General features: G+C 71.9%; 20 protein-coding genes. 7 read left to right on the forward strand and 13 right to left on the reverse strand.

What is annotated here, in order from left to right; all coding sequences use genetic code 11:
- The first annotated feature begins 41 nt into the window (after positions 1 to 41).
- Both CRP30_RS05795 and CRP30_RS05800 read left to right on the forward strand, forming a co-directional pair.
- A complete protein-coding gene (locus tag CRP30_RS05795; protein ID WP_097182907.1) occupies positions 42 to 1,154 on the forward strand; it encodes a ferredoxin reductase in 1,113 nt (370 codons plus the stop codon).
- Positions 1,155 to 1,206: 52 nt separating this feature from the next.
- A complete protein-coding gene (locus CRP30_RS05800; protein ID WP_097182908.1) occupies positions 1,207 to 2,403 on the forward strand; it encodes a fatty acid desaturase family protein in 1,197 nt (398 codons plus the stop codon).
- 94 nt (positions 2,404 to 2,497) lie between these two features.
- Here the strand turns inward: CRP30_RS05800 and CRP30_RS22690 are convergent, their stop codons facing one another.
- From CRP30_RS22690 to CRP30_RS05840, 8 genes are all read right to left on the reverse strand, one after another.
- Positions 2,498 to 2,917, reverse strand: a complete 420-nt coding sequence (locus CRP30_RS22690; RefSeq protein ID WP_200814560.1) for a DUF7715 family protein — start codon at positions 2,915 to 2,917, stop codon at positions 2,498 to 2,500.
- 110 nt (positions 2,918 to 3,027) lie between these two features.
- Positions 3,028 to 4,932 (reverse strand): Ig-like domain-containing protein, encoded by a 1,905-nt coding sequence (locus CRP30_RS05810; RefSeq protein ID WP_143278404.1) that lies wholly within the window; start codon positions 4,930 to 4,932, stop codon positions 3,028 to 3,030.
- Positions 4,933 to 5,108: 176 nt separating this feature from the next.
- Positions 5,109 to 7,724, reverse strand: coding sequence for a replicative DNA helicase (gene dnaB, locus CRP30_RS05815; protein ID WP_097182910.1), 2,616 nt, complete (start codon positions 7,722 to 7,724; stop codon positions 5,109 to 5,111).
- A 602-nt stretch (positions 7,725 to 8,326) separates the two neighbouring features.
- Positions 8,327 to 8,773, reverse strand: a complete 447-nt coding sequence (gene rplI, locus CRP30_RS05820) for a 50S ribosomal protein L9 (protein ID WP_097183175.1) — start codon at positions 8,771 to 8,773, stop codon at positions 8,327 to 8,329.
- Between the two features lie 11 nt (positions 8,774 to 8,784).
- Positions 8,785 to 9,021: a 30S ribosomal protein S18 gene (gene rpsR, locus CRP30_RS05825; protein ID WP_097182911.1), complete on the reverse strand. Its 237-nt coding sequence runs from the start codon at positions 9,019 to 9,021 to the stop codon at positions 8,785 to 8,787.
- 88 nt (positions 9,022 to 9,109) lie between these two features.
- Entirely contained in the window at positions 9,110 to 9,613 is a 504-nt protein-coding gene (locus CRP30_RS05830; RefSeq protein WP_097182912.1) for a single-stranded DNA-binding protein, read from the reverse strand.
- A 2-nt stretch (positions 9,614 to 9,615) separates the two neighbouring features.
- Entirely contained in the window at positions 9,616 to 9,903 is a 288-nt protein-coding gene (gene rpsF / locus CRP30_RS05835) for a 30S ribosomal protein S6 (RefSeq protein ID WP_097183176.1), read from the reverse strand.
- A gap of 177 nt (positions 9,904 to 10,080) precedes the next feature.
- The gene (locus CRP30_RS05840; protein WP_097182913.1) at positions 10,081 to 11,061 is read right to left on the reverse strand and encodes a hypothetical protein; all 981 of its coding nucleotides are present in this window, start codon (positions 11,059 to 11,061) and stop codon (positions 10,081 to 10,083) included.
- A gap of 205 nt (positions 11,062 to 11,266) precedes the next feature.
- Here CRP30_RS05840 and CRP30_RS05845 point away from each other — a divergent pair, with 205 nt between their 5' ends.
- Positions 11,267 to 12,082 (forward strand): deoxyribonuclease IV, encoded by an 816-nt coding sequence (locus CRP30_RS05845; RefSeq protein ID WP_097183177.1) that lies wholly within the window; start codon positions 11,267 to 11,269, stop codon positions 12,080 to 12,082.
- Here CRP30_RS05845 and CRP30_RS05850 read toward each other — a convergent pair.
- The 3 genes from CRP30_RS05850 to CRP30_RS05860 all read right to left on the reverse strand — a co-directional run bounded on the left by CRP30_RS05850 (position 11,969) and on the right by CRP30_RS05860 (position 16,683).
- On the reverse strand, positions 11,969 to 13,489 hold the full coding sequence (locus CRP30_RS05850; protein ID WP_097182914.1) for a glycosyltransferase family 87 protein: 1,521 nt from the start codon (positions 13,487 to 13,489) through the stop codon (positions 11,969 to 11,971). The two genes, CRP30_RS05845 and CRP30_RS05850, sit on opposite strands and share 114 nt — an antisense overlap.
- A gap of 143 nt (positions 13,490 to 13,632) precedes the next feature.
- Complete coding sequence (locus tag CRP30_RS05855; RefSeq protein WP_235003188.1) at positions 13,633 to 16,095, reverse strand: transglycosylase domain-containing protein; 2,463 nt, start codon at positions 16,093 to 16,095, stop codon at positions 13,633 to 13,635.
- Between the two features lie 174 nt (positions 16,096 to 16,269).
- Positions 16,270 to 16,683: a DUF5318 family protein gene (locus CRP30_RS05860; RefSeq protein WP_097182916.1), complete on the reverse strand. Its 414-nt coding sequence runs from the start codon at positions 16,681 to 16,683 to the stop codon at positions 16,270 to 16,272.
- Between the two features lie 252 nt (positions 16,684 to 16,935).
- Here CRP30_RS05860 and CRP30_RS05865 point away from each other — a divergent pair, with 252 nt between their 5' ends.
- The 3 genes from CRP30_RS05865 (at position 16,936) to CRP30_RS05875 (ending at position 19,536) form a co-directional block, all read left to right on the forward strand.
- On the forward strand, positions 16,936 to 17,538 hold the full coding sequence (locus CRP30_RS05865) for a PadR family transcriptional regulator (protein WP_097182917.1): 603 nt from the start codon (positions 16,936 to 16,938) through the stop codon (positions 17,536 to 17,538).
- A complete protein-coding gene (locus CRP30_RS05870; protein WP_097182918.1) occupies positions 17,526 to 18,605 on the forward strand; it encodes an inositol-3-phosphate synthase in 1,080 nt (359 codons plus the stop codon). Before CRP30_RS05865 ends, CRP30_RS05870 begins: the two co-directional genes overlap by 13 nt.
- Before the next feature lie 157 nt (positions 18,606 to 18,762).
- Entirely contained in the window at positions 18,763 to 19,536 is a 774-nt protein-coding gene (locus CRP30_RS05875) for a hypothetical protein (RefSeq protein WP_097182919.1), read from the forward strand.
- A 117-nt stretch (positions 19,537 to 19,653) separates the two neighbouring features.
- Here the strand turns inward: CRP30_RS05875 and CRP30_RS05880 are convergent, their stop codons facing one another.
- Positions 19,654 to 20,241: a YqgE/AlgH family protein gene (locus CRP30_RS05880; protein WP_235003189.1), complete on the reverse strand. Its 588-nt coding sequence runs from the start codon at positions 20,239 to 20,241 to the stop codon at positions 19,654 to 19,656.
- A gap of 162 nt (positions 20,242 to 20,403) precedes the next feature.
- On the opposite strand from CRP30_RS05880, the gene CRP30_RS05885 reads away from it, so the two are divergent.
- On the forward strand, positions 20,404 to 21,690 hold the full coding sequence (locus CRP30_RS05885; protein WP_097182921.1) for an MFS transporter: 1,287 nt from the start codon (positions 20,404 to 20,406) through the stop codon (positions 21,688 to 21,690).
- 15 nt (positions 21,691 to 21,705) lie between these two features.
- On the opposite strand, the gene CRP30_RS05890 is transcribed toward CRP30_RS05885, so the two are convergent.
- Positions 21,706 to 22,716 (reverse strand): matrixin family metalloprotease, encoded by a 1,011-nt coding sequence (locus tag CRP30_RS05890; protein ID WP_235003190.1) that lies wholly within the window; start codon positions 22,714 to 22,716, stop codon positions 21,706 to 21,708.
- Positions 22,717 to 22,729 lie beyond the last annotated feature (13 nt).

Raw genomic sequence — 22,729 nt, forward strand, 5'->3', positions numbered from 1 at the left:
CACACAGGTAACTCGCTCTTTCGGTGGGCAATCTTCTGTGTATGACGACCACCGCCCCGCGCCCTGCCCAGGCCCGGCCGCGCCCCGTCCGGCGAACCGAGGCCCTGCGCGACCGGGTGCTCAAGCTCGCCGAGTTCGTGACCACCCCGCTCCTGCCGACCGACTACCTCGACCTGGTCGACCCGCTGCGTTCCGGCGCAGACCTGCGCGGTCGCATCGAGGCCATCCAGCACGAGACGCGCGACGCCGCGACGGTCGTCATCCGCCCCGGGCGCAGCTGGCGGCCGCACAAGCCCGGTCAGTACATCCGGATCGGCATCGACGTCGACGGCGTGCGGCAGTGGCGGGCGTACTCGCTGACGTCGGACCTGACGCGCACCGACGGCTGCATCAGCGTCACGGTGAAGGCCATCCCCGGCGGGAAGGTCAGCAACCACCTGGTGCACCGGGCGAAGCCGGGCACGATCGTCCAGCTCGACCAGGCGGCCGGCGAGTTCTGCCTGCCCGACGAGCACCCGGAGAAGGCGCTGTTCGTGACTGCCGGCTCCGGCATCACGCCGGTCATGGGCATCCTGCGCAACCACCCCGAGCTCACCGACGTCGTCCTGGTGCACTCCGCCCCTACCGCCGACGACGTCGTCTTCGGTTCCGAGCTGCGGCAGATGGCCGCCGAGGGCCGGATCCGGCTGATCGAGCAGCACACCGACAGCGCCGGGATGCTCGACGCCCGGTCGATCGCCGACCTCGTCCCCGACCTGCACGAGCGCTCCACCTGGGCCTGCGGGCCGGTGGGGATGCTCGAGGCGCTCGAGGAGCACTGGGACAAGGCCGGCATCGCCGACCGGCTCTACACCGAGCGTTTCCGGCCCGCGGTCGTCGTCACCGGCGAGGGCGGCACCGTGAACTTCACCAAGAACGGCACCACGCTCGAGGCCGACGGTGCCACCCCGATCCTCGACGCCGCCGAAGAGGCCGGCGTCCTCATGCCGAGCGGCTGCCGCATGGGCATCTGCTACGGCTGCGTGCTCCCGCTCCGCGAAGGCGCCGTGCGCGACCTCCGCAACGGCGAGCTGACCGTCGCCGCCCCGGGCGACGGCGTGCTCATCCAGACCTGCGTGAGCGCCGCTGCCGGCGCCTGCACCGTGGACCACTGAGCCGAGCCCTGCTCCCCGACCACTGACCGCCCCGATCCAGAGGAGACGGACCATGACCGTTCTGCAGAAGAAGTCCGACAACCCCGTCGCGCACCTGTCCGCCGAGGACATCGAGATGATCGGCAAGGAGCTCGACACCATCCGTCAGGAGGTGCGCGACAGCCTGGGTGAGGACGACGCCAAGTACATCCGCAAGGTCATCGACGTCCAGCGCAAGCTCGAGCTGGGCAGCCGGGCAGCGCTGCTGGTCTCGATGTTCCCGCCGGCCTGGGTCGTCGGGACGGTCGGCCTGTCGGTCGCCAAGATCCTCGAGAACATGGAGATCGGGCACAACATCCTGCACGGCCAGTGGGACTGGATGCGCGATCCCAAGATCCACTCCACGACGTGGGAGTGGGACATGGCCAGCCCGGCCGAGCAGTGGAAGCACTCGCACAACGAGCTGCACCACACGTACACGAACGTGATCGGCAAGGACAACGACCTCGGCTACGGGATCATGCGCGTCGACGAGGACCAGCGCTGGCACCCGATGTACCTGGCCCAGCCGCTGTGGAACTTCATCAACGCCTGCTTCTTCGAGTACGGGATCGCTGCCTACGACCTCGAACTCGGCAAGAACCTCGCGTCGAAGAAGCGCCGCCAGAACCCGGAGTTCAAGGCCGCCTACAAGCAGGTGCTCAAGAAGATCCGCAACCAGGCGGGCAAGGACTACCTGGTCCACCCTGCGCTGTCCGGCCCGTCGTTCCTGCCGACCCTGGCCGCGAACTTCACCGCCAACGTCGTGCGCAACCTGTGGTCGCACTCGGTGATCATGTGCGGGCACTTCCCCGAGGGCGTCGAGACCTTCGAGAAGAAGTCGATCGACGGCGAGACCCGCGGTGAGTGGTACCTGCGCCAGATGCTCGGCTCGGCCAACATCTCGGGCAGCAAGGCCATGCACATCATGACCGGCAACCTGTCGCACCAGGTGGAGCACCACCTGTTCCCCGACATCCCGAGCAACCGGTACGCCGAGATCGCGCCCAAGGTGAAGGACATCTTCGACCGCTACGGGCTGACCTACCACTCCGCCCCGCTGTACAAGCAGGTCGCGAGCGCGTGGCACAAGGTCATCCGGCTCTCGCTGCCCAACGGCTGGCTCGCGGAGACGACGCCGAAGAACGCGCCGGCGCAGGTCATCAAGCTGGTGCGCATGACGACCGGCGGCAAGAAGGTCCGCCGCGAGCTGTCGAAGGCCGCCGCCTGAGGAAGGACCCCGTCCCCCTCACGCTCAGGTGAGCCGCGGACGGGGCCGTAGACCGGAGAGGCCCAGGACCCGCGTGGTCCTGGGCCTCTCCGGTTCATGGCTCGCCGACCCCGCCGGGCTCAGACCGCCAGGTCAAGTTGTCGAGCCGCCGGCCGACCACGGCACCTACGGGCACGTGGGCGATCTCCGCCAGGTCCTCCAGCGTCGCTGACACGACGTCCTCGAACTCCGCGTAGCCGATCACGTCAGGTCCCATGCCCGCCGAGACGTAGTAGCCCGTGATGGCCAGCCGCACGTCGGCGGGGGAGACGTCGAGGTCGCGCACCACGGCGGTCGTGGTGGCCCGCATGGAGCTCATCCCGGAGAAGGCACGCCCGCAACCGCACCCACCGTCCGGATCGGCCTGGTCCGTCGCGCAGACGAACCCCGGCAGGACGAGTTCCCCTTCGATCGCGAAGCAGAAGTCGCCGTCCTGCTCGCCCTGTCCTTCTCGCGTCGCCGTCAGCAGCTTCATGCGGGCACCGTGCCACTGCGGTCCGACAGTTCGACGCGTCCCACGTGGAACGGGGAGGGGCCCAGGACCGTCACGGTCCTGGGCCCCTCCGCGGCACCCCGGCCGGCCGGTCAGGGCCTCAGCGCGGGGTTCGGGAAGTTGAGGGGCAGCAGCACGGCGGGATCGTTGATCGGCACCTCCCAGACGGCTCCGGTGCCGTCCGGGTCGGCCACCCGCCCGCTGCGCAGGAACTCCGACACCTGCGCCAGGCCCTGCAGCCAGGCCGGGTTGTCCGGGTTCAGCAGGAACGAGTGCGGGTTGTCCGTGCGACCGGTGCGGTCGTGGCGGTACAGGCTGGTCCGCGACCACAGGTCACCCGCGTCGACGAGCGTGTAGGACGTCGGGTTGGGCACCGTCTGGTCGCCGAGGGCCACCTGCAGCAGCACCCGGCGATCGTCGATCAGCGGCGCGAACGTCTCCGGGCTCCCCGGCCGGCTCAGCCACGTCGCCTTCGCCAGGTGGTCCTGGATCGCCAGCGCTCCCGGGACGGTCGCCGTCACCGGGCCCTCACCGCGCAGCGGAAGCTGTTCCTGGAAGAACGCCCGACTGCGGTCCTGGCTGTTGAGCAGCCCGGCCGCCTGCAGCGACTGGGTGGTCAGCAGCCGGAAGGCGGGCGCCAGCCGCGCGATCTCGGTGATCGGCCCACCTGGCACGTTGAGCACCGCCCGGCTGATCGCCGGGTCCGCCCCGGTGAGCATCGAGCCGTAGATGCCGCCGAAGCTCTGCCCGAAGTAGGTCACGCCGCGGCCCGAGAGGTCGGGGGATCGGTCACCGTCGACGTCGGTGTCCAGGGACCGCACCAGCGTCATGATGTCGGCTGCCGTCTGCCGCAGCGCGTCACGGGAGGAGACCGCGGCGGCGCCCCCGCTGGCCGAGGATCCCTCACTGGCCTCGATGTCGCCGTCGCCGTCCTGGTCGATGCCTCGGCCGTATGCCGGCAGCGTCGTCGTCGTGCCGCCGCTGGTGACCCGCCACGTGCTGCCCGGCCCGTAGCCGTGGCCCACCACGTTGGTGGCGATGGTGGCGATGCCCTCGGCGGCGTTCGTGGTGGCGGCGAGGAAGGCGGCGTTCGTGGAGCTGGTGAAGCCGTGCCCGAAGACGGCAACCGGCCACCCGCCGGCCGGGGCCTTGCCTGCCGGCAGCACGGCGACGAAGGGCAGTCGCGCCGCGGCCACCGGGAGGGGGCCGAAGTCACGGGTCGGGGTCTGGCGGATCGTGACGTCCGGCTGCAGCCAGGACGGCGCGAGGTAGGAGCCGAAGACCAGCAGGCTGCCCGCGGGGAGTTGCTGGGTCGGCACGGGGGCCGGGGCCGGGTCGACCGTGCCGCGGTCCTGTGCCCAGTCGACGGTCGTGCCGGCCGCCGGGAACGTCCCCTCCACCCGCAGCCCGGGGGCGATACCGACGGCGCCGAGCGCTCGTCCGCCGACGTCGATCTGCCGGCGCAGGTCCACCAGGCCGTCGGTCGCGCTCATCGTGGTGAACGTGTCCTGGGCGGCCTTGTTCGCCGGCCCGCCCTGGACGCTCAGCCGGTAGGTCGTGCCCGGGGCGAGCTGTTCGGCCGGATGGGCGTAGACCGTGTTCGAGGCCCGGTCGTAGACGACGCGGTCGACGCCGGTGCGCCAGCCGCCGCGCGACTCCTGGACCGTGATGCGCTGGGCCATCTGCGCGGGATCGACCGGGGCGCTGAACGTGACGGCGAGCCGAGGGTCGAGGTCGAAGCCGTCGAGCTCGTTGAGCCGCTGCACCAGCCCGCAGGTGATGGCCGGGCCGCAGTTCTGCGTGGGCAGGGCCACGCGACGGCCGGTGAGCTGCCGGCCGTCGGGGACGGTGAGGGAGTTGCTGGGGAACAGGGACACCGGGTCGGCCTTCGGCTGGGGCGCAGCGAGGGCCGAGGGTGCGGTGGCGGCGAACGTGGCGGTGAGGGCCAGCGCGCCGACGGCGGACATCGTCGTCCGCCGCCAGGAACGAAGGGTCACGAGTACTCCTGGTGTGTCGGGGGTCCCCTTCCTACGTGACGGTGATCCAGGCCACACACGCGGGGTCACTGGACGGTCACTGGCGGCGCGGTGCGGAGATGCCCGAGCACGGCGAGCACTGCACGGGAGAGGCCCGGAACCGCAAGGATTCCGGGCCTCTGGTGGAGGTGCCGCGGCTAGTTGGCCATGTCCACGAAGCGGCTGTAGTGGCCCTGGAAGGCGACCGTGACGTTGGCGGTCGGGCCGTTGCGGTGCTTGACCAGCATGATGTCGGCCTCGCCGGCCCGCGGGGACTCCTTCTCGTACATGTCCTCGCGGTGGATCATCATGACCATGTCGGCGTCCTGCTCGATCGAGCCGGACTCACGGAGGTCGGACAGCATCGGCTTCTTGTCCTGACGCTGCTCGGAGCCACGGTTGAGCTGCGACATCGCGATGACCGGGACCTCGAGCTCCTTGGCCAGCAGCTTGAGCGCACGCGAGAACTCCGAGACCTCCTGCTGACGGCTCTCGACCTTCTTGCCCGACGTCATCAGCTGCAGGTAGTCGATGACGATCAGCTTGAGGTCGTTGCGCTGCTTGAGCCGCCGCGCCTTGGCCCGGATCTCCATCATCGTCATGTTCGGGGAGTCGTCGATGTAGAGCGGCGCATCGGCGATCTCGCCCATCCGGCGGGCCAGCTTCGACCAGTCCTCGTCGGACAGGGAGCCGGCGCGCATGTGGTGCAGCGGCACCTTCGCCTCGGCCGACAGCAGACGCATGGTGATCTCGTGCTTGCTCATCTCCAGGCTGAAGATGGCGGCAGGCAGGTGGTTCTTCACCGACGCCGAGCGCGCGATGTCGAGCCCCAGCGTCGAGTTGTGCGTCGGGATGAAGCTGCGGCCGGCGAGGAAGAGGTGGTCCTCCGCGTCGACCTGGATGCACCGCACCGGAACGCTCGGGATGAGCCGCACGTCGGTGATGAAGCGACTGCCCCGAGAGGTGAACGTCCGAGCACCACGCTCCTTGTGCAGCAGCTTCTTCCGCTCCAGCTTGAAGACCTCGTCGTCGGTGCTGAACGTCAGCGTGAAGCAGGTCGAGGAGTCCTCGGAGCGCCCGCGCACGCGCTTGGTCGTCATGCGGACGCGGTAGCCCAGGCTGGCCATGAGCTCGCGAGCGTCCTCGGCCAGCCGCCGGCTGGTGACGCCGAACTGGACGACCCCGCTCGGCGCCACGGTGCCATCGGTGTCGAGCAGGCCGGCGAGCAGCGCCCGCCGCTGCGCGATGGACCCGCGCAGGTACTGCGTCGGGATGTGCTTGTCGTTCAGCACTCCGAGCTTTCGCAGGAGCGCCTGGACGGTCCCGTGGTCGTCCCTGCAGGCCTGGCACTGCGCCATGCCGGAAGACGGACCGCCGCAGTCGGGGCAGGAGGCCTGGAGTCCCACGCCACCGGCCGCCCGCAGAGCACCGCCACAGGCCTTGCCGCAGGTCTGCACCTGCGACGTCATGGGGAAGAACCGCTCTCCGCACATCGGGCAGGTGCGGTCCTCGGTCGCGACCCGCGGCGGGAGCTGGAGCGAGTACCGGCGGTCCGCGCCCGTGGGCTGTGCGACCAGGCCTTCGCTCTCGATGTAGACGGCGATCTCCGGGTCTGCGCTGGTGAACTGCGCCGCGGCGGAGGTGCCGTCACCGAGCCAGACACCGAGAGCGTACGGCGGAACGGGGAGGTCGGCCGGTGACAGATCGAGCGGGGCCGCGTTCGTCACGGAGTGATTGAGCCGGGCGTCCTTCGTGGCGCAACGAACCGTCCGGGCGATCTCCTCGGTGGTGCGCACCTCCGCGAAGGTCCTCCGGTTGCGGCACCGGTTGGTGCCCGCGGCGGCCGCCTGGGCCGACTTCCGGCTGGCGCGGGTCTCGGTGAGCCACTGGTGCTGTGCATCCGCGACGATCACCGAACCGTCGGAGAAGTGCACCGCGTAGCAGGGCCGGTCGGTCAAGACGTCGGTCGCGGCGACCACCGTCGTGGGTCGGCCGTCGGAGCCGATCACCCGGTCACCGACGGCGATCTCGCCCATCGTCGTCCAACCCGAGGGGGTGGCGATCGGGGTGTCCAGGGCCAGGGCCTTGCCCACGCCGGGACGGGCCGCGATGACGATCATCTGACCGGCCTGCAGACCGTTGGTGAGCTCGTCGAGGTCACGGATGCCGGTCGGGACGCCGCGGCTGACCCCGCCACGGGAGGCGATCGCGTCCAGCTCGTCCATGGTCGGCTGGAGGATGTCCTCGAGGCGCGAGTAGTCCGCGCTCATCCGCTTCTCGGTGACGTCGTAGATCTCCTGCTGCGCCCGGTCGACGATGTCGTCGACGTCGCCCTTGCCGCCCGCGGCGCCGTAGCCGAGCTGCACCACCCGGGTGCCGGCCTCCACCAGCCGCCGCAGCACGGCCTGCTCGGCCACGATCGCGGCGTAGTAGCCGGCGTTGGCCGCCGTCGGTGTGGAGGCGATCAGGGTGTGCAGGTAGACCGCACCGCCCATCTTGGACAGCTGGTCGGTGCGGTTGAGCTCGGCGGCGACGGTGATCGCGTCCGCCGGCTCGCCGCGGCCGTAGAGGTCGAGGATGCAGTCGAAGATGATCTGGTGCGCCGGCCGGTAGAAGTCCGGCCCCTGGAGCGCCTCCACGACGTCGGCGACCGCGTCCTTGCTGAGCAGCATGCCGCCGAGCACCGACTGCTCGGCGGCGACGTCCTGCGGCGGCTGCCGGTCGTAGGCCGGCGCCGTCGCTGTCGGCCGGCTGAAGTCGTCGGCCACCGCCACGGTTGTCCTCCATCTCGTGCGGGCGCGCCCGCGGCACCACTCCGAGGGGAAGCCGGAGTTCGGCGAGCGCGCCGGACCGAACGTCTGTTCGGTGATTGCTACCGCCAGGCACTGACATGTTGGACGGAGCCAAGTCCGGCGCCTGGCGGCAGCTGGGGAGGACGTTAGGAAGCCGGAGGGGGGCCCGTCCAACACCGGTGTGCACGTCGATCTGCACAACTTGTGGACAAGTCGGTGGATTCACGCCTGTCGACATGTGGAGACGGCGGGGGACACGCGGCGGCCATCCGCCGTCCCCCCTGCCGTCACCTGCGGGAACGGGATCCACGGGCTGTGGACGGCAGAAAGTTCTCAACAATTTTCCGGGGCGCGCACCACGAGTCCCACGCTCCCCCGGACCCGTCTCCCCGCCCGGGGAGACCGGTCGTCGCGCCTGGGAGGCGGGACGTCGCGCCTGCGCCCCCCGGGGCACCGGAGCCGCCGCCAGCACCTCCACGGGGCGCACAGCGGGCCGGCGCCCGGTTCGGGTCCCGGGACGACGGAAGGGGCGCCGGACCGCAGTCCGACGCCCCTTCCGGGCTGGCCCCCGCAGGGGCCCTGGCTCAGCCGGGGACGACCTCGATCGTCAGCTGGGTCGTGACCTCCGGGTGCACCCGCACGGTGACGCTGTGCTCGCCGGTGGTCTTGATGCTGCTGGGCAGCTCGATCCGGCGGCGGTCGAGCTCCGGACCACCCGCCGCGGAGACCGCGGCGGCCACGTCGGCGGTGGTGACGCGGCCGAACAGCCGGCCGCCCTCACCGGCGCGGGCCGGGACCTGCACCCTGAGGCCGGTCAGACGCCCGGCCACGGCCTGCGCGTCCTCGTGCGAGGCGACCTCGCGGGCGGCACGCGCCCGACGGAGCGACTCGACCTGCTTCTGGGCACCACGGGTGGCCGCGATGGCCAGGCCGCGGGGCAGGAGGTAGTTGCGGCCGTAGCCGCCCTTGACCTCGACGGTGTCACCGGAGGAACCGAGACCGGTGACCTCCTGCGTGAGGATCAGCTTCATGGTGCTCATGATCAGCGCGCCGTCGAGGTGTAGGGCAGCAGTGCCATCTCGCGGCTGTTCTTCACGGCCACGGCGACGTCACGCTGGTGCTGGCTGCAGTTGCCGCTGACGCGGCGGGCACGGATCTTGCCGCGGTCGGAGATGAACTTCCGCAGCAGGGTCGTGTCCTTGTAGTCGATGTAGGTCGCCTTGTCCTTGCAGAACTGGCAGACCTTCTTCTTGATCTTGCGGATGGGAGGCTTTGGCACTGGGTTCTCCAGAAAGTGAGGTGATGGAGCGGCCGCTCGCCGGGGCCCGCGCCGAACGGAGAGGCGTGGGGGGCGAGGGGGTCCTTCTTCAGAAGGGCGGTTCGTCCGACGGTCCGGCGGGCGTCGACCAGGGGTCGCTCGCTCCGCCGCCACCGCCGCCACTGCCGCCACCGGAGAAGCCGCCACCGCCGCCGCCGCCACCACCGAAGCCGCCGCCACCCTCACCGCGCGATGCGCGGGTGACCTTCGCGGTGGCGTAACGGAGGGACGGGCCGATCTCGTCGACCTCGAGTTCGATGACGGTGCGCTTCTCGCCTTCCTTCGTGTCGAAGGAGCGCTGCTTGAGGCGGCCGCTCACGATGACCCGCGAGCCCCGCGTCAGCGACTCGGCCACGTTCTCCGCGGCCTGACGCCAGACGTTGCAGCGGAGAAACAGCGCTTCGCCGTCCTTCCACTCCTGCGACTGGCGGTCGAAGGTGCGCGGGGTCGACGCGACGGTGAAGTTGGCGACGGCAGCGCCCGACGGCGTGAAGCGCAGCTCCGGATCGGCGGTGAGGTTGCCGATGACGGTGATGACGGTTTCGCCGGCCATGGTCAGTGGGCCTCGGGGCGCATCAGCTTCGTGCGGAGCACCGACTCGTTCAGGTTGAGCTGGCGGTCCAGCTCGGCCACGGCGGCGGGCTCGGACTCGATCGTGACGATCGCGTAGATGCCCTCGACCTGCTTCTTGATCTCGTAGGCCAGCCGACGCCGGCCCCAGATCTCGGTCTTGACGGTGCCACCGGCCTTGGTGACGACGGTCAGGAACCGGTCGAGCGAGGGAGCGATGGTCCGCTCCTCGAGCTCGGGGTCGAGGATGACCATCAATTCGTAGTTACGCACGGAGAACCCCACCTCCTCTGGACTTGGCGGCTGCAGGACGTCTGCAGCAGGAGGGTCGTGCATGCGTCGCGCGCCCCGACAGGTGTCGAGAGCGCGCTGATCCAGGTTACCAGCGCCCGGGAACGCGGCGGCGGCCGCCGTCCCCGGGGGACGACGGCCGCCGGCCGGGTGCGCTCGTCACTCCACCGGCGAGCGCGACGCCTGGTGGGTGCGGACCAGTGCGGCCGTGACCGCGGCGAGGGCCACCACCGCGGCCAGGGCAGCGGCAGGGAGCGTCTGGGCGGGGGTCGCCTCGGAGGCGGCCTGCGTGACCGGGTCGCTCTCCTCGAGGGCGACGTCGTCCAGGCCGGCCAGCTGACCGAACACCGGCACCGACGCGCCGTCGTAGCTGCCCGCCACACCGCCGGCACCGCCCCCCGAACCCGCGCGGTCGGCCCCGCCGAGGCTGCGGCCGGGCACGAAGTAGCGCGACGGGTCGAACGCGGAGGCGGCCACGATGTCCGACGGCGTCATCCGCGGTGCGCCGAAGTCGGTGTCGTACGTGTAGACGTCACCCGGGGTGCCGGCCAGCGGGGATCCGTCGGTGGCGCCGTCGGTGGGCGCGGGAGCACCCGGTCCGGCCGGTCCGGTCGGGCCGCCGGGGGTGGGCGGCGGCTGGACCTGCCCGGTCGGCAGCGGCACGTTGACCTGCGGGAGCTGCGGCAGCCCCACGCTGGGCAGGGTGGGCAGGTTCGGCGCGATGGTCTGCACGACGTAGGGGATCGGGGCGGGCAGCGGCGGGAGCGACGCCAGGGTCTTGTCCACCACCTGCTGCAGGGTCACGCCCACCGGCAGGCTGGCCTGCGGGACGATCCGGTAGGTGTAGGTGATCGAGCCGGTGGTCGCCGGAGCCGAGAAGTTCCACGCAGCGCTCTGGTCGGTGGCGAGCTTCCGCTCCTGGCCGAAGAAGTTCACCGCGACGTCGGTGTGGACCGTGACGGAGAGGTTGACCAGCCCGAGGTTGATCCCGCCCTTGTTCTGCGCCGGGATCTTGTTCACGAACGTCACCGACCCGCCCGCGTCGACACTGGCCACGGGAGGCGTCAGGTTCCTGATCTCGATCGTCGCGCTCGGGGCGGCCGCGGCGCTGGGGGCCATGAGGACCGAGAAGGCGGCCACGCCCAACCAACCGAGTACCGCAGCGGCGACTCCTCGCTGCGCGGTTCGACGGATCCGACCGGTTGCCATCGTCTTCTCTACCTCCACTGTGCGCCGAGATCAGCTCGCCTACTGGTGAGTAACCCCCGTCACGTTGCTTGAACGATGATGTGTGATCGCAGTTACGGCTAAACCTGAAATCGGGGAAGAACTAGGGTCCGTGAGCGTGGCTCTCCACCCGATCGGCGTACACGTCGGCCCTGGTCTGACCGAGGACAACGAGCTCGAGGACGGCGGCCCGCTGGCCCGCGCGGCCGAGATGGACGCCGACGGCGTCCAGGTGTTCCTCACCGACCCGCAGAGCTACAAGAACCCGAAGCCGCGGCCCGACCAGGCGGACCTGCTGGGCTCGGACGTCATGGTCGTGGTCCACGCGCCGTACATGCTGAACGTCGCGACGACGAACAACCGGATCCGCGTCCCGGGCCGCAAGCTGCTCGCGGCGCACGCCGCGGGGGCGGCAGCCATCGGCGCCTTCGGCCTGGTCGTGCACGGTGGGCACGTACTGGCCGAGGACGACCCGGCGATCGGTGTGGACAACTGGCGCAAGACGTTCGCCTACCAGCAGAAGGACGGCGGCTTCCCGCTCCCGCTGCTGATCGAGAACACCGCCGGGGGCGGCAACGCCATGGCGCGCGACCTCGACGCCGTCGACCGGCTGTTCGACGCCGTCGGCGAGTTCGGCGCCGGTTTCGTGCTCGACACCTGCCACGCCTGGGCGGCCGGCTGGGACCTGTCCACCGTGGTCGACGACGTCCGCGCCCGGGCGGGCCGGATCGACCTGGTGCACCTGAACAACAGCCGCGACCCGCACGGCTCCAGCCGCGACCGGCACGCCCCGCTGACCGAGGGCGAGATCCCCACCGAGCTACTGGTCGAGGTGGCGCGGGCGGCCGACTGCCCCGTCGTCCTCGAGACCCCCGGGGACGCCGCGTCGCACGCCGAGGAGATCGCCCTCCTGCGCACCGCCCTCGGGGGCTGAGCGCAGCAGCCGCACCCCACGCAGCAGCCGGCGGTCCGGAGCCCGGTCGAGCGGGCCCCCGGCCGGATCGTCGACCCCGGGCCAGCTGGTCCGCACCACGTCGCCGTCCGGGCGCAGCACGTCGCGGACGACGAGGGCCATGAGCACGAGGACCGCCGTGTCGCGCAGGAGCACGCCGAAGAAGAACCACTCGACCTCGATGCCGCGGTTGTCCGTGCCGAGGTAGTGCAGCATCGTCACGATCCACACCATGACCTCGGTGGCCTGCCAGAGCAGCAGGGAACGCCAGCGCGGGCGGGCGAGCACGGCCAGGGGCAGCAACCAGAGCGAGAACTGCGGACTCCACACCTTGTTGAGCAGCAGGAAACCGGCCACCAGCAGGAAGGCCAGCTGCGCCACCCGGGGGCGGACGGGCGCAGCCATCCCGAGCCATGCGACGCCGGCCGCGAGCGCGAGCAGGCACACCGTGACGACGGCGTTGAGGACCGACGGCGTCTCGCCCGCCGCGAGCGGGCCGTCGAGGATGCGCTGGTCGGTCGCGTGCAGCGCGATGTTCCAGATCGACTCCGGGTTGGCCGGCCGCTCGCGGCTGAAGACGAAGAACCAGGACCAGTTGTCCGCCGCGGCGAGCGCGACGGGGAGGTTCACCGCCGACCAGGCCACCGCCGCGGCCGCCACCGCCACCACCCAGGCCCGCAGCCGGCCGGCCCGCAGGCAGAGCACGAAGAGGACCCCGAACAGCAGCAGCGGGTAGAACTTCGCCGCGATGCCCAGGCCGAGGAGGACACCGGCCGCCACCGGGCGGGACCGCGCCCAGGCGAGCATGCCGAGGGTGGCGAGCGCGACGGCGAGCAGGTCCCAGTTCGTGAAGGCGTGCACGAGCAGGATCGGGGACAGGCCGATCATCGCCGCGTCCCAGGGCCGACGGCCGGACAGCCCGAGCACCGCGCGCACCAGCACGAGCGCGCAGGCAGACAGCAGGAGGCACGTCAGGACGGTGAAGGCCTGCACGGTCGGGACGCCGGGCAGCAGGCCGACCGAGTCCGTCGCCGTGACGTACAGGCGGGCTCCGGTCGCGGCGAGGGCCATCAGGCCGCCGGTGAGGACCGGGTACTCGACCCGCGCGTCCAGGTAGGGCAGGGCTCCCTCGCCGAGGCCGTAGCTGCCGAAGAGCGGCACCGCGTCGGAGTAGCAGAGATGGGTGTACTGGCGCGAGCCGCTCCAGTCCCCCGAGGCGCAGGGCGCCTGCTTGGCCCACGCGAGCGCCAGGACGCAGGTGGCGAAGAGGAGGCAGACGCGGAGCGGCGTCCAGAACCGGGCCCGCCCGGTCACCGCGTGCCGGCCCCAGGGGCCACCTACGGCCTCGCTCGCCTGCGCCGCGACGGCATCGACCCAGGTGGGGACCACGCGATCGGGTCGCGAGGGCGGCGTGACCACCGGTGCGCCCGTTCCACGTGGAACGTGCACGGACCCCCCCGGAGTGGTTCCGGAGGGGTCCGTGGAGGTGGTGCTCACCCGCTCAGTGTGCGGGACGGGAGGAGCCGCACGGCTCAGCCGTCGCCGTCCTCCTCGGGCAACCCGGGCACGCCTTCCTGCGGCGCGTCCGGGTCGGGGTCCGGGTTCGGGTTCGGGTTCGGATTGGGGTTGGGGTTGGGGTTCGGGTCCGGATTGGGGTTCGGGTCCGGATTGGGGTTCGGGTTCGGGTCGGGGTTCGGCGCGGGGCTCGGGACCGTGCTCGGCGTCGGGGCCGTGGTGGCCGGCACGTCCGGCTCCGGCTCCGGCTCCGGTTCCGGCTCCGGGACGCCCTCGCCCGTGTCTCCCTCGATGAGCGGCTCGCTCGGCAGCTCCTCTTCCGGCGTGCCGGCGAGGACGGTGTTCATGAACTCCTGCCAGATGGCGCCCGGGAGCCCCGAGCCGTAGATGATCTGCTCCCGCGCGTTGCGGATCGGGTCGTTCGGGTTGTCGTTGCCCATCCAGACGGCCGTGGACAGGGACGGGGTGTACCCGACCATCCAGGCGTCGGAGTTCTCCTCCGCGTTGAGGCCCTGGGTACCGGTCTTGCTGGCGACCTCCCGCCCGCCGTCCAGTGCCCGACGCGAGTACGAGGCGACGTCCTTGAGCGCGTAGGTGACGTCGTTGGCCACGTCGGCGTCGATGACCTGCTCGCCCGGGTCGCCGGCGTACTCGAGCAGGACCGCGCCCGCGTTGTCGGCGACCTTCGCGACGAAGTACGGATCCCGCTCGACGCCGCCGGCGGCGAAGGTGGCGAAGCCGTGCGCCTGGTCGATCGTGCGCATCTCGTACTCACCGATGCCGATCGAGGAGCCGATCGTCCCGGTCTCCGGGTTGGCCAGGGTCGGCACGCCGAGCAGCAGGGGGCTGCCCTCCTCCCACACGTCGGGCAGACCGGAGGCCCGCCGGGCCACGTCGGCGACCTTGTCCGGGCCCACCTCGTAGGCCAGCCCGTAGAAGGTGGTGTTCAGGGAGCGGGTGATGGCCTCCTGCAGCGTGCACGACCCGCACGAGGCACCGCCGGAGTTGCGCACGGGGGCGTCGCGGTCCGGGAACTCCTGGGGCGAGCTCCCGTCACGGCGCGCCGTGACGCTGATGCCCTGCTCCAGCGCCGCCGCCAGGACGTAGGGCTTCACCGACGACCCCGGCTGACGCTGCGCCCGCGCGTAGTCGATGGCGCCCTCGCCGGCTCCGACGTCACCGCCGTAGTACGCCTTCACGGCGCCCGTGCGCGGGTCCACCGCCACGATGGCCTCCCGCAGGCCCTCGGGCTCCCCGTCCATGACCTCGGCGACGGCCGTCACCGCGGCGTTCTGCATGCCCGGGTCCACCGTGGTGGTGATCCGGAGGCCGCCGGCGCGCACCTGCTGCTCGTCGTACCCGTGCTTGCCCTCCATCTCGGCGAGCACCCGGTTGACGATCAGGCCCTTGTAGTCGGTCGGGATGCCGAGCGACGAGCCGGCCTTGGGCAGGACCGCGGGGTACACGGAGGCGGCGCGCTCCTGGGAGGTCAGCCACCCCTCCTCGACCATGGCGTCGAGCACCCGGCCCCAGCGGTCCTGGGCGTCCTCCGGGCTGACCTCGGGGTCGTACCGCGAAGGGCTGCGGATGAGGACCGCGAGCACGGCCCCCTGCTGCGCGGTCAGCTGGGCGGCGGAGACACCGAAGTAGGTATTGGCCGCGGCCTCGATGCCGTAGGCACCCCGGCCGTAGTAGATCGTGTTCAGGTAGTTCTCGAGGATCTGCTGCTTGGTGTAGTTGTTGTCGAGCTTGATCGACAGGAAGAGCTCCTGGAACTTCCGGCTGAACGTCTGCTCGGAGTTCTGCAGGATCGCGTTCTTCACGTACTGCTGGGTGATCGTGGAGCCACCCTGGGTCGCGCCGCCGGTCAGGTTGTTCCACGTGGCCCGGATGATCGCGGGCACGGAGATCCCGGGGTCGGAGTAGAAGCTGCGGTTCTCCGCCGCCAGGACGGCGTTCTGGGCCGGCTCGGCGATCTGGTCCAGCGCCACGTTCGTGCGGTTCTCGTCGCCGAGGCGCGCCATCTCGGTCGTGCCGTCGGAGTAGTAGATGACCGTCGTCTGGGCCGTGGTGATGGAGTCGGGGCTCGGCACCTCGGTGCTGGCGTAGACGACACCGACGAAGACACCGAGCAGCACCAGCATGCCCGCCATCAGCCCACCGGCGATCTTGAGCCGGCGTCTGCGCTTCTGCTTCTTGCTCCGCGCGGTGCCCTTGGGCCCGCCTGCCTTCGCCGCGCTGCCCTTGGTGCCGGAGCCCCGGGGCTTGGCACCGGCGGCGGCACCGGCAGGGCGGCTGCCCGGGGGACGAGGCGGGGTGCCGCCGGAGCGGGCGGCCGTCGTGCGGGCCCGCCCGCCGCCCGCGGCCGGCCGACCTGATCCACGGCCGCCCCCGCCGGTGCTCCGGGTCCGCGCGGGCGGCGGACGGCGGACCGATCCGGCGCGCGGCGCTACGGGCGAGGTCTCGTCGTGGGAAGGCACGAGGAACCCCTCTCTCTGTCGGTTCTCTGTCGTCGATCGTCTTCGGCGGCCGACCGATGGTCCAGCCTGGCGTGTCGCGCCCTGCGAGCGGGGGAGGACCGCGCGCATCGGCACCCGTGCGGGGCTGCTGTGACGGAGGGGTCCGGCGTGACGCCGGCCCTCCCGCCCCGGGCGCTACTCCGTGGCCGTCCGGCGCCGCCCCCTGCGGGGCTGCTGCCCCGGCACGGGCTCGACACCCAGCACGTACGAGGAGTCGAGGTGGTTCCAGCCACAGCTGCGACACACCTCGACGGCGTACACCGTGAACTCGTCCTGTGCGGCGTCCATCCGGGCCAGTTCGGCCCCGGTCTTCGCCTGCCCCGAGGTCGGGCCCAGGTGGTCGCCGTACACGTAGTTCACCAGGGTCAGCTGTTCCTTGCGGCACACCGGGCAGGCGATCGAGGTCGCCTCGCCGTGGTACTTCGCCGCCCGGGAGAGGTACGGACTCGCGTCGCAGACCTCGAACAGACCCGTGCGGCCCGCGTACACGTCGGCGAGAACAGCTCGCCGCTGCAGCGAGTAGTCCACGACGGAGCGACGTCCGGGCACGGCGGCCAATGTACGCAGTGACACTGCGATCCTCGCGGATCGCGACCGCCGCCACCTGCCGTCCCCGACACCGCGGAGCCGCCGGGCCGCGCTGCAGGGGCCCGCCGCGAGCTTGCGAGCGGTGGGCGGCAGCGGGGTCCTTCTGCTGCGCGGACCCCTCCGGGGCCCACTCGGCGCGACCCCGAGGGTCGCCATGTCATGGCTTCGATGTATCGTCTCGATACATCGGGAACACCGGCTGAGGGAGGCGCGATGCTCGAGTTCGCCATCCTCGGTCTGCTCCACCAGTCCCCGATGCACGGGTACGAGCTGCGCAAGCAGCTGTCCGAGGTGCTCGGAGGGATGCGGAGCATCTCCTACGGGTCCCTCTACCCGGCGCTCAAGCGCCTGCGGGCGGCCGGGCTCATCTCCAGCGACGAGCCCGATCCGCGTGCGCTGCTGCCGGCGGACGCCCCACCGCTCACCGGCCGGCGCGGCAAGGTGGTCTACACGATCACCGCGGAGGGCAAGGAACGCTTCCACGAGCTGGTCAGCCAGACCGGCCCGGAGGCCTACGACGACGGCGGGCTCTTCGGCGTCCGTCTGGCCTTCTTCCGGCACACCGCCGCCGACGTGCGGCTGCGCATCCTCGAGGGTCGCCGCCGGACCGTCGAGCAGCAGCGGGAAGGCCTCCGTTCCTCGCTGGCCAGGACCAGGCAGCGGCTGGACCGGTACACCCTCGAGCTCCAGCGCCACGGCCTCGAGTCGGTGGACCGCGAGGTCCGCTGGCTGAACGAGTTGATCGACACCGAACGCCGAGAGGCGACCACGACAGAGAGCACCAGCTCGGAGAAGGAGAACCCATGGGGTCAGTGAAGGTCGCCATCGTCGGCGTCGGGAACTGCGCGGCCTCGCTCGTGCAGGGCGTGGAGTACTACCGGGACGCCGACGAGACCACGTCGGTCCCGGGGCTCATGCACGTCCGCTTCGGCGAGTACCACGTCTCCGACGTCGAGTTCGTCGCCGCGTTCGACGTGGACGCCAAGAAGGTCGGGCGTGACCTCTCCGAGGCCATCGTCGCCAGCGAGAACAACACGATCAAGATCGCCGACGTCCCGCCGCTCGGCGTGACCGTGCAGCGCGGCACCACGCTGGACGGGCTCGGCAAGTACTACCGCGAGATCGTCGAGGAGTCCGACGAGCAGCCGGTGGACATGGTCGCGGCGCTGCGGGAGTCCGGTGCCGACGTCCTCGTCTGCTACCTGCCCGTCGGTTCGCAGCAGGCCGCCGAGTTCTACGCCCAGGCCGCCATCGACGCGGGCGTGGCCTTCGTGAACGCCCTGCCGGTGTTCATCGCCGGGACCAAGGAGTGGGCGGACAAGTTCACCGCCGCCGGTGTCCCGATCGTCGGAGACGACATCAAGAGCCAGGTCGGGGCCACCATCACCCACCGCGTGCTGGCGAAGCTGTTCGAGGACCGCGGTGTCCAGCTCGACCGCACCATGCAGCTCAACGTCGGCGGCAACATGGACTTCAAGAACATGCTCGAGCGCGAGCGCCTGGAGTCCAAGAAGATCTCCAAGACCCAGTCGGTCACGAGCCAGGTCGACCGCGACATGGGCAAGGGCAACGTCCACATCGGCCCGTCGGACCACGTGCCGTGGCTGTCGGACCGCAAGTGGGCCTACGTCCGCCTCGAGGGCCGCGCCTTCGGCGACGTCCCGCTGAACCTGGAGTACAAGCTCGAGGTGTGGGACTCGCCGAACTCGGCCGGCATCATCATCGACGCCGTCCGGGCCGCGAAGATCGCCAAGGACCGCGGCATCGGCGGCCCGATCCTGTCGGCGTCCTCGTACTTCATGAAGAGCCCGCCGGTGCAGTACGACGACAGCGAGGCCCGCGACGCCGTCGAGGCGTTCATCGCCGGCACCATCGAGCGCTGAACAAGGACCACCCTTCCCCCGACGCCTCGCAGGCTCGGCGCGGGACCCTGAAGGGTGGCCGCTCCAGTACCTCGCCTGGGCCCGCGTCTCCTCCGGGGACGCGGGCCCTGCCGCGTCCTGCGGGGTGTGGAGCCGCCCGCTGCCTACGCTGCTCCACATGCCTCCCCGCGTCGTCCGACTGGTCGTCGCGGCGGCCCTGGGACTGGCTCTGATGACCGGCTGCACCGCCGACGACGCCGCCGGGCGGCCCATCGGGGGCGGGGTCACCGAGGCGGAGGCGCAGCAGCTCGCCGCCCTCCTGCAGCGCAACCAGCAGCGCGGAGGAGCGGACTTCGTCGCGACGGCCCCCTACGGCGAGGGCCGGTTGCTCACCCTCACCGGATCCGTGGACTTCCGCGAGGGGGTCGGCCGCGCCCAGGCGGTCACCAGCTTCGACGACGGCCGCCCCGAGGACACCCGGACGCTCTTCTTCACCCCGGAGGACGTGTGGGTGGGCGACGTCCCCGGCATGGCGAAGGCACTCGCAGCCGCCGGGGGGCCCGCGGCCGGCTACCTGCGCCGCCCGGTCACCACCGGCACCGAGGACGGCGTCCCGCTCCTGGTCGACGTCCTCACCGAGGTACTGCTCAACCTCACCGCCCGCGCGGCGGACGACCCCCGGTCCTTCCTCGACGGCGGCTACACCTGGCAGGGCCAGCGCTCCATCGACAGCCGCCTGACCACGCTGTTCGGCCTGCCGGGCGGGCGGACGGTCGCCGTCTCCTCGTCCGACGACCTGCTCACCCAGTTCGTGACCACGGTGGCCCAGGGCGGCTTCGACGTCACGATCACGCTGTCGGACCACGGCATGCGGCGCATCGACCTGCCGGCCGACGACCAGACCGCTGAGGCGGCGGCGTACCCGGAGGTCGCGGCGGCGCTGGGGATCTGAACGCACCGGGGTTCTGCGGACACCCGGGCTCCGAAGACAACAGGAGAGGGCGGCCTCTTCCCCAGACCGCCCTCTCCCGGGTTCCTTCCTACCAGATCCGGAGCGATCCGGGCACCCTCAGTTGACGGATGGGTCTGCTGGGGCGGTCGAGAGCACTGCGAGGCGTCCGGACTGCCGACCCATGACCTCGCGCCAGAGCACGGGGCCCGACGCCTGGCTCAGCACGTCGTCGGCCCGGCCCGGCACGCACGCCCACGCCCCCTCGGCGATCTCCCCGGCCAACTGGCCCGCCGACCAGCCGGCGTAGCCGGCGAAGACGCGGAGCCCGGTCAGCTCCTCCTCCAGCTCCGACGGGTCGCGGTCGAGGTCCACGAGGTACACGTCGTCGGCGACCCGGCGCAGCGGGCTGTCGCCCTCCGCGGTCGCGGACGGACAGGTGGCCAGGCACAGGGCGGTGTCGGTCTCGCAGGGCCCGCCCACGTGGAACACCCCGGGGCTGACGGCGAGGTCGCACCACCCCGGCAGGACGTCGCGGATCTCCACCTGGCTCGGGCGGCCGAGGACGACGCCCAGCGTGCCGGTGTCGGAGTGGTCGAGCACGTAGACGACGGTGCCGGCGAACGTGGGGTCGGTGAGCGCGGGCATCGCCACGAGCAGCGAGCCCGGGCGGACGTCGTCCAGGGAGCCGATCGTCAGCGCCGGCACGGCTGGAACGCGTCGTCGACCGGTCACGGGCCGCACGGGCGGGCCGGACTCGGGATCGGGTGACGAGGGCACCGGAGTCATCCCCACCAGTGTGCCCCACTCGCAGCTCCGCGCCAGCCGATCACGCCCGGCCACCGCGTCGTCCCTCCGTAGGGTGACCGCGTGCCGCAGGTCGTGACGGGCGTCCGCCCCGTGCTGCGCCGCGGCGACTTCCGGCGCCTGCTGGCCACGCGCCTGCTGTCGCAGTTCGGCGACGGCGTCTTCCAGGCCGCACTGGCCGGCACCGTGCTGTTCAACCCCCAGCGGGCGGCCGAGCCGGCCGACATCGCCGCGGGTTTCGCCGTCCTCCTGCTGCCGTACTCGCTCGTCGGCCCCTTCGCCGGTGTCTGGCTCGACCGCTGGAGCCGTCGGCAGGTCCTGCTGGTCGCCAACGTCGTCCGGGCCGGCCTGGTGGCCGTGGTGGCTGCGCTCGTCCTGGGCGGCGTCGAGGGAGCTGCCTTCTACTCGGCCGGGCTGGCCGTCTTCTCGGTCAACCGGTTCGTCCTCTCCGCGCTGTCGGCGGGGCTGCCGCACACGGTCGACGAGCCCTCGCTCGTCCCGGCGAACGCCCTGTCGACGACGGCCGGCGGGGTGTCCACGGTGCTCGGGGGAGCCGCGGCGATCCTGGTGCTGGAGGCGACCAGCTCGGCGGATCCGGGGTACGCCGCCGTGGCGCTCGCCGCGGGGTTGCCCTATCTCGGTGCATCGGCCGTGGTGCGCGGCTTCCCCCGGCCTCATCTGGGACCCGACCACCCGGCCGATCCCGTCCGCCGATCGGCTCGCGCGTCCGCCCGGGACACCGTGCTCGGCATGGTGGCCGGTGCGCGGCACGTGGCCGCCCGTCCTCCGGCGGCGGCCGCGCTGCTGGCGATCGGGTTGCACCGGCTCTGCTACGGCGTCTTCACGCTCATGGCGCTGCTCCTCTACCGGAACACCTTCCCGGCGGGCGGGAGCCCGTTCCCCGGCGGGATCCTCGGGCTGGGTCAGGTCGTGGCCGCCGCCGCGGTCGGCACCCTCGCCGCTGCCGCCGTCACGCCGGCGGTCGTGCGCCGCATGGGCACCCGGCGGTGGGTCCCGGCCCTCCTCGTCGGCGGCGGGGCGGCCCAGCTGGCCCTGGCCCTGGAGCCGGCGCCGTGGTCGGTCGTCCTGGTCGGGGTGCTGCTCGGGTTCGTGGCGCAGGGCGTGAAGATCTGCGTGGACAGCACGCTGCAGGAGACGGTGGAGGACGACTACCGCGGCCGGGTCTTCTCCGTCTACGACACGCTGTTCAACCTGACGTTCGTCCTCGCCCTGGTGGTGGGCGCCGCCGCGCTGCCGGAGTCCGGCGTCTCCCTGTCGGTGCCCGTGGTGGTCACCGGCTGCTATCTGCTCGCCGCGGTCACCTCCGCGCGGATGACCCGCCGGCATTGACCCGCGGGATCGCGATCAGAGCTCGGGCACGCAGGGGCCACTGCCCAGCACCTCCAGGCCGGTGAGGTCACCGGGACCGAGGTCGGGCACCTCCCGGCGGGCCTCGGGGTACATCAGCTGGGCCGGGTCGTCGACGTGGGCCAGGCCGACGAGGTGGCCCAGTTCGTGCAGGACGATCGCCCGCACCGTCTCGGCACCGTCGCGGAAGGACAGGATCTCCGGCAGGCGGCCGGCGTCCAGCGAGACCGTCCCGGAGACGAAGACCCGCGTCCCCTCGCCCAGGGAGACCGCGACACTGCCGGCCTGGCCGACCGTGTCGCCCGCCAGGGCCGGGTTCTGCTCCTCGGTCTCCCACGCGACCAGCACCGGCGCCCAGCGGTCGCCGTAGCGGTCGGGCTGGAACACCGGGCGGTCCAGGGTGGTGGGCTCGTCGCTGGGACCGTCGTGGACGAACCGCAGACCGGTGACCTCCGAGAGCCGGGCGAACGCCGCGTGGACGGCCTCCTCGCCGCCGGGGGGCGCGTTGTCGGGGCGCAGGACGTAGTGCACCGGGCGACAGGGGTCGTAGGTGACCGGCGTGACGCCGTCGGGCTGGAAGGCGATGAAGCCGTACGGGCCGCCCTCCGGCGGGGCGGGGAGCGGCGTCCCGAGCGGGCGGCGGGCGGCCTCGATCCCGGCCGTGGGCCGGTCCGGCGGCGATGTGGGGGTCGGTGGCGTGGCCGAGGGGACGGCGGTGGGCGGGGCCGGGGTCACCGACGACCAGGGCGAGGTGCTCGGCCCCACCAGCACGGCGGCGACAAGGCTCAGGACGACGACCAGCGGGACGACGAGGAGCCCGCGCAGCAGCCTCCGGCCGCGCCGGCGCACGGGTCGCGGCGGCGGCCCGGGGGAGCGCCACGGGATCGGGTCGACCCGGACGCCCGCGGCCTCGTCCAGCACCCACTGCGGCACCCGACCGGTGGGCGACGACGGCAGGGCGCCGCCCTCCCGGTCCGGGTCGCCCACGGTGCGATCGAACGGGTCCACGTCCGGATTGTCG

The organism is Blastococcus haudaquaticus (assembly GCF_900230285.1).
GTDB classification, from domain to species: domain Bacteria; phylum Actinomycetota; class Actinomycetes; order Mycobacteriales; family Geodermatophilaceae; genus Blastococcus_B; species Blastococcus_B haudaquaticus.